The sequence below is a fragment of the Novosphingobium cyanobacteriorum genome, assembly GCF_029436685.1.
Classification (GTDB): domain Bacteria; phylum Pseudomonadota; class Alphaproteobacteria; order Sphingomonadales; family Sphingomonadaceae; genus Novosphingobium; species Novosphingobium cyanobacteriorum.
Map to the genome: position 1 here is coordinate 48,323 of NZ_JAROCY010000024.1, position 6,339 is coordinate 54,661.

The following is a 6,339-nucleotide window of genomic DNA, read 5'->3' on the forward strand; positions in this document are numbered from 1 at the left end:
CGATGGACCTTGCCGAGAAGCTGGACGCGCTGGAAGAGATCCGCAAGGTCAAGGCGCGCTACTGCCGCTTTGTTGACACGAAGCAGTGGGATGCCCTCAAGAACCTGTTCACGCCCGATTGCCGCTTCGATGGCTCGGGCGGCGGCATGGGGGAAATCGCCGGGCGTGACCAGTTCGTGGCCGAGGCCGCGGCGGGCCTGGCCGGTTGCGTCAGCGTCCACCACGTCCACAATCCCGAGATCGAGTTCACCGCGCCCGATCTGGCCGAGGGTGTCTGGGCGATGCAGGATATGCTGCGGTGGGAGGAAGGCTCGTCCAGCCCGCTGCGCAGCCTGCACGGCATGGGCCATTATCGTGAAACCTACGTCCGGGTCGATGGCGCCTGGAAAATCGTCGCCTGGGCGGTGACCCGCCTGCGGGTGGATGTCGTTCCGGCCTGATCGAGCCAATTCGCGAGAGGAAGAAACATGGGAAGATTGTCGGGCAAGGTCGCCATCGTGATGGGTGCGACCCGCGAGGGCAACATGGGGCAGGCGATCGCACGCCGGTTCATCGAGGAGGGCGCCACCGTTGTCGTCTCGGGCCGCTCGCTGGCAGGTCTGCAAGCCTTTGCGAGCATCAGCGGCGCAACCCCGATCGCTGCCGACGTTTCGAACCGTGATGCCGTGTTCGATCTGTTCCGCCAGATACAGGAGCAGTTCGGGCGGGTGGACATCGCGTTGAATGCCGCAGCCACGGGTCAGTACGGCCCGTTCGAGGACATGACCGAGGCCGAGATCGACGAGATGCTCGCGATCATCTTCAAGGGCGGCATCTGGTTCATGCAAGCGGCCGTTGCTGCCCTGCGCGCCGCAGGGGGCGGGGCGATCATCAACGTCAGTTCGGCAGTGGCGGACATCATGTTCGAGAACCACGTTGCCTACATGGGCGCCAAGGCGGGCCTCAATCACATGACCCGGGCCATCGCCAACGAATTCGGCAAGTTCGGTATTCGCGCCAACATCATTTCACCGGGTCTGACCGATACTCCGATGCTCGGCGGTGCGTTCTCCAAAGCGATGATTGACCGCTTCGCGCAGGAGTACCCGCTTGGCCGGATCACGACGGTCGACGACATCGCGAATGCTGCTCTTTTCGCGGCGGAAGAAGGTTGTTTCATGACCGGACAGACTTTTCACGTGACTGGCGGCCTGACCCTGCGTCGCAATCCTACTGCGGCAGAAATACACGCTGCGGCGAAGACGCCCCTTTGACACCGAAGTTCTCCCCTTGATCCGACGCCGGTTTCGGTGGGCAATCGTAGGGTCTTGAACAGGTGCGGCCCCAAAAATCCGGGACACCCATCATGGGTGCGCGCAAAAGATACCAGCAGGTGGTATTAGTCGCATCCGCAAGCAAGGCTTGAGGAGAGTTCGGTACGTGTTGGCAACTGGGGCGGTAGGTCGATGAAAGTTGAGTTCAAAGAGCTTTTTACACCACCAATGTCACGGCGAAAATGGGAGATCACCTGCTCAATTGCCAAAGCGTTCGCAGCCCGGGGATATCATGCTGTAGGAATGCGAGAGCTGGCTGGAATGCTGAAGCTCAACCAGGGGACGCTCTATCATCATTTTTCTTCGAAACAGGATGCCTTGCTGGCTATCTGTATGATCGGACAGTCAGAGGTTACAAGTAATCTTTCTAGTTCTTTAAATCGCTATAGAGATTTTGACGGACGTATATCGGCAATGTTCGATGCTCACCAATTATCTCTTAATAAATTCGGGGATTTTCTGGATGTGTATTCGAGTTTATGGTTCGATTTACCGGAAGAACTGGTCGCTGCTCTGCGTCCGGGCTGGGTCACGCAGCGGGCGCTCTTTGAGCAGCTTCACCTTGACGCCTTGCGTAACCGTGAGATTTCCCCCGATTTGACTGTCAAAGACGGAATGAGGCTGCTCTTTGGCCTCTTTCGGACAATCAACTTGCTGCATCGGACGGGTCGGTCCGAAGAAATTGCGCTTTTTGTCAAGCGTGCGGTGCCCGTAATTCAGCGTGGCATGAAGGTCTGACCGCAGACGCGATGAACCCTCGCGATGTGATGGCAGGTCCTTGCGTCGCCCAGATCAATTATGTACGAAATCAAACGATCGTATGAGTTGATGATCTTACGATCTGCACTGGTCGAAGTGCTGGGATAGCCAAGTTCAATGCGCCGGACCTGAACGGTGGAAGGCAACATGTTCAGTTCCTTGAATTGTGCACGTTCGACCGATTGCAGACACTGAATGAGAGGTTTGCTGCGTGCTCCAAGATCTTTGCGATGACCTCCATTTCGAAGTCACGGGTGAGGTGGCGACCATCACGATGAACCGACCGGAAGATCGCAATCCGGCTTCAACCCGCATGCTGAATGATATCACACGGTTGTTCCGTGCGCTGGCTGAAAACGAAGCTGTTCGCGTGGTGATTATCACTGGCGCAGGCAAAGCCTTCAGCGCAGGCGGCGATTTCCAGCACTTCGTCGCTACTGCGCAGGATCCGGCCGTCGCCCGCGCAACGCTTGATAACTCGCGGGATTACATCAGGGCGATTTTGGATTTGCCGATACCGCTTATTGCAGCTGTCAATGGAGCCGCCGTCGGATTCGGTGCGACGCTTGTCGCTTTAAGCGACATCGTGTTGATGGCAGATAGCGCCTTTATCGCCGAACCGCACGTCAACGTTGGCCTCGTGATCGGTGACGGTATATCCATTAGCTGGCCGTTCCTGATGCCGCTGAACCGGGTCAAGGAACTCGTCTTCACCGGAGACCGCATCCTCGCCGCCGATTGCGTGGCTTACGGACTGGCAAACCGCGCCATGCCATTGGTCCAACTGCTGCCTGAAGCTATGGCTCTTGCCGAGCGGATCGCAAAGCAGCCCCGCAGCGCCGTGGCGGGTTCGAAGGCTATCCTCAACATGTATCCAAAGGCCGTCATGGATACCGTGCTTGAGGCGCAGCTCGCGCGCCAATTCGACCAGACACAGGGTCCTGACCATGGCCGCATCGTTCAAGGCCTTATTGATCGCCAAAAGCGAAAGTCAGCATGACTTTCCGAGCAACAGGATGCCCACAATGACCCAAGCACCCATCCTCGTAACTGGCGGAACAGGCGCACAGGGCGGAGCCACGATCAACGCCCTCCTGGCCGATGGCCGCAAGGTGAGGGCGTTGGTCCGCGATCCAGCCTCACATGGTGCTCAGGCCTTGGCCGCTCGCGGTGTTGAGCTTGTGGTGGGCGACTTTGATGATGAGGCACGCCTCGCCGCTGCCATGCAAGGCGTAGATGGGGTCTTCTCCATGCAGACCCCCCCCTCGCCAACCGATCTTGAAGCCGAAGTCCGGGCTGGCGGCAATCTGGTCAATGCCGCTCTTGCTGCGGGCGTCAGCACGTTCGTTCATACCTCCGTGGCGCGAGCTGGTGACCAGGCCGATTTCGTTGGCTGGCACGAAGGCCGCTGGTGGTTTGACTATTGGAATTCGAAATCAGGGGTGAATGATCTCGTGCGTGCGGCGGGCTTTGACCAATGGGTCATTCTTAAACCTGCCTATATGATGGACAATTTCGTACCCCCGAAGGTACATTGGATGGCCCCTTCGCTGGAGAGGACTGGCGAGTTGGTGACGGCCATGGCGCCAGATACGCGCCTTGACCTTGTCGATGCGGCAGATGTCGGCCGGTTTGCTGCGGCCGCATTCGCCGATCCGGAGCGCTTCAATCGCCAGGAAATCGACTTGGCGGCGGAATCACTCACGATTGCCGAGATTGCAGAGGTCATTTCGGCTGCCACAGGAAAGACCGTAACCACCGCTTGCGTCAGCCCGGAGGTGGCTATCGGGCGTGGTTGCATTCCCGGCCTTGTGCTGAGCGAGCAATGGAACGACGTTGAGGGCTACAAGGTCGATCTCGCCAGGGCTGGAAGTCATGGAATCGTTCTGACGACCTTCGCTGATTTTGCTGCGCGGCATGCAGGCGATTTTCGCATCGGACAGAAATGAGACCTGGTGCTCGGCTGATCGGCGGGATGCGAGTGATCGTCCGGTTGCCAGAATGCTGATTTGAAACAGGGCGCAGGGCAGCCTGCAGGAACGGGAAGAGGCAAGTAAAGTGCAAAAGAGACTGGAAGGGCGCGTCGCCATCGTAACCGGCGGTAGCCAGGGAATTGGGCGCGCCGTCGCCAGCGCATTCTGCCGGGAGGGAGCCAGAGTTCTGATCACCGGCCGGACCGAGGGAGCCTTGCTGGAGGCCGCAGCCCAAATTCGCGGTGCCGGCGGCGTGATTGAAAGCTGCGTAGCCGATATTGCAGAGCCAGCCGATGCCGGTCGTGTTGTGTCTCGCGCTGTGGAATTGTTTGGTGGACTGCACGTGATGGTAAACAACGCGGCAACATCAAGGCCCGGCACAAATTTCGAGGACACTGACGAAGACCTGCTCCAATTGACAATCCAATCGAGCTTAAGTGGTACTTTCCGTTACATGAACGCAGCCATGCCTCATCTGAAAGCATCTGGCGGCGGGGCGATCATCAATTTTGGTTCACGAACTGGCGTCGAAGGAATGGTGGGTTTCGGCGCCTATGCCGCAGCGAAGGAAGGTATCAGGGGCCTTTCGCGTGTGGCGGCACGCGAATGGGGAAAATACAATATTCGAGTGAACGTGGTCTGCCCTGCCGCACTCAGCCCGATTTCCAAGACCTTCCTGGAAGACAATCCAGAGACTGCTCAACAAATCCTGAGCAGCGTTGCGCTGGGTCGGATAGGTGATCCTGATCTTGATATTGCACCAGCCGTTGTATTCCTCGCCAGCGATGACGCACGCTATATTACTGGCCAGACAATTGCGGTCGATGGCGGCCAGATCATGTTGTAAATGCCTGGCCCGGTGCGGCTGAGACTGGTTATGTCGACTGCAACGGGTCGGGCATCAATACCTATGTCCTATCTGGTTGCGTGATCTGGCTGGGGAAATGTCCACGGGGCAGGCTGCAATCTATCGAGCAACAATCTGCCAGTCGGGCTTGTCGGGAGAGGGAAGAGATGACGGCGATGAGTTTTGACGGCCGGGTCGTAATCGTCACCGGCGCGGCCAGGGGCCTCGGCCGAGCCTATGCAATGCTCCTTGCACAGCGCGGGGCTTGTGTAGTGATCAACGATCTCGGTGTGGCGATTGATGGCACGGGACCTTCGCCAGAACCAGCGGAGGCGGTTGCGTCGCTCATCCGCGCCCACGGCGGCAAAGCGATTGCCGACCACAGCGACATCTCCACGCAAAGCGGGGTTAGATCTTTGGTCGCACGGACAGTCGAAGAATTCGGTGCGGTTGACGCGCTTGTCTGCAATGCCGGAACGATCGGCTATGGCACGACGCCTGACAAGATCGAGCCGGACCAGTTCAATTCCCAGCTCTCGCTGATGGTGACTGGCGTCGGCCTGCTGATCGGCGCGGCGTGGGATTGGCTGAAGCGATCCGGCGAAGGGCGAATAGTCCTTATGAGTTCTGCCGGTGGCATGTTCGGCATTCCTGCAAACCCATATTACACCTCTGCCAAAGGTGGCGTGATCGGCTTGCTGCGCGGCCTCGCAATCGACGGCGCGGTGTTTGGGATCAAGGTGAATGCGGTCTGTCCGCTTGCTTACACCCGCCTTTTCGAGGGGTTTTCCGAGGACGTGGCATTCAACACCTGGTTCAAGGACAACGCGAAGGCGGAGTATGTCGCACCCATCGTCGGCTATCTCGCACATAGCGCATGCGAACCCACCGGCCGTGTGTTCTCTTCGGGCCTAGGGCATGTGAGCGAAGTGTTCATCGGTCTGACCGCCGGGTGGAAACAGCGAGCCCACAGTATCGAAGATATTCGCGACAACTTCGCGCAGATCGTTGATCGAGATGGCTTTGCCGTACCTGCAACAGCGATTGAATCCAGCGCCACCATGTTTGGCGACGCTCCGATCGGCTGACCGACGAAGCTGGGGGCATTCACGATTCTACGGCCGAAACGGGCGGAATCATCTAATCTGGGAAGAAGGATGGCGGGCCTTGAGGCCCGCCATCTGTCTTATCCGCCTGCTCTTTCAGAATTTGAACGAGACGTCCGCACCGAATGTGCGGGGCGCGCCGAAGATTGCGTTGGCATATCCAAGCCCACCCCTGTTGTCGTTGGCGTAGGCGAAGAAGCGCTTGTCTGTCACATTGTTTGTCAATCGGCGTTCAAAGTTGACCCCCTGATCGGCGCGTAAAACTGACCCCCCTATCGGTCTGGCAGGCGGTTATCCCGGTAGTCCATGGGAGGGGCCCGCGCATGCCGTCGCGCGCCGTC

At 58.5% G+C, this 6,339-nt stretch carries 7 protein-coding genes; all 7 read left to right on the forward strand.

From position 1 onward, the window contains the following. The first annotated feature begins 2 nt into the window (after positions 1 to 2). The 7 genes from POM99_RS19065 (at position 3) to POM99_RS19095 (ending at position 5,980) form a co-directional block, all read left to right on the forward strand. Positions 3 to 440: a nuclear transport factor 2 family protein gene (locus POM99_RS19065; protein WP_277280275.1), complete on the forward strand. Its 438-nt coding sequence runs from the start codon at positions 3 to 5 to the stop codon at positions 438 to 440. 27 nt (positions 441 to 467) lie between these two features. After that, positions 468 to 1,253, forward strand: coding sequence for an SDR family NAD(P)-dependent oxidoreductase (locus tag POM99_RS19070; protein WP_277280276.1), 786 nt, complete (start codon positions 468 to 470; stop codon positions 1,251 to 1,253). A gap of 192 nt (positions 1,254 to 1,445) precedes the next feature. Continuing rightward, the gene (locus POM99_RS19075; RefSeq protein ID WP_277280277.1) at positions 1,446 to 2,051 is read left to right on the forward strand and encodes a TetR/AcrR family transcriptional regulator; all 606 of its coding nucleotides are present in this window, start codon (positions 1,446 to 1,448) and stop codon (positions 2,049 to 2,051) included. A gap of 280 nt (positions 2,052 to 2,331) precedes the next feature. Further along, positions 2,332 to 3,072 carry an enoyl-CoA hydratase/isomerase family protein gene (locus tag POM99_RS19080; RefSeq protein ID WP_277280278.1) on the forward strand — a complete coding sequence of 247 codons (741 nt, stop codon included), beginning with the start codon at positions 2,332 to 2,334 and terminating at the stop codon, positions 3,070 to 3,072. Beyond that, on the forward strand, positions 3,020 to 4,021 hold the full coding sequence (locus POM99_RS19085; protein ID WP_277280279.1) for an NmrA family NAD(P)-binding protein: 1,002 nt from the start codon (positions 3,020 to 3,022) through the stop codon (positions 4,019 to 4,021). Before POM99_RS19080 ends, POM99_RS19085 begins: the two co-directional genes overlap by 53 nt. A gap of 109 nt (positions 4,022 to 4,130) precedes the next feature. Then, positions 4,131 to 4,892 (forward strand): SDR family NAD(P)-dependent oxidoreductase, encoded by a 762-nt coding sequence (locus POM99_RS19090; protein ID WP_277280280.1) that lies wholly within the window; start codon positions 4,131 to 4,133, stop codon positions 4,890 to 4,892. A gap of 167 nt (positions 4,893 to 5,059) precedes the next feature. Beyond that, positions 5,060 to 5,980 carry an SDR family NAD(P)-dependent oxidoreductase gene (locus tag POM99_RS19095; protein ID WP_277280281.1) on the forward strand — a complete coding sequence of 307 codons (921 nt, stop codon included), beginning with the start codon at positions 5,060 to 5,062 and terminating at the stop codon, positions 5,978 to 5,980. Positions 5,981 to 6,339 lie beyond the last annotated feature (359 nt).

What these genes read in the sequence shown, in the direction of transcription:
- POM99_RS19065 (WP_277280275.1), top strand. Translation starts at nt 3, where the DNA reads ATGGACCTTGCCGAGAAGCTGGACGCGCTGGAAGAGATCCGCAAGGTC.
- POM99_RS19070 (WP_277280276.1), top strand. Translation starts at nt 468, where the DNA reads ATGGGAAGATTGTCGGGCAAGGTCGCCATCGTGATGGGTGCGACCCGC.
- POM99_RS19075 (WP_277280277.1), top strand. Translation starts at nt 1,446, where the DNA reads ATGAAAGTTGAGTTCAAAGAGCTTTTTACACCACCAATGTCACGGCGA.
- POM99_RS19085 (WP_277280279.1), top strand. Translation starts at nt 3,020, where the DNA reads ATGGCCGCATCGTTCAAGGCCTTATTGATCGCCAAAAGCGAAAGTCAG.
- POM99_RS19095 (WP_277280281.1), top strand. Translation starts at nt 5,060, where the DNA reads ATGACGGCGATGAGTTTTGACGGCCGGGTCGTAATCGTCACCGGCGCG.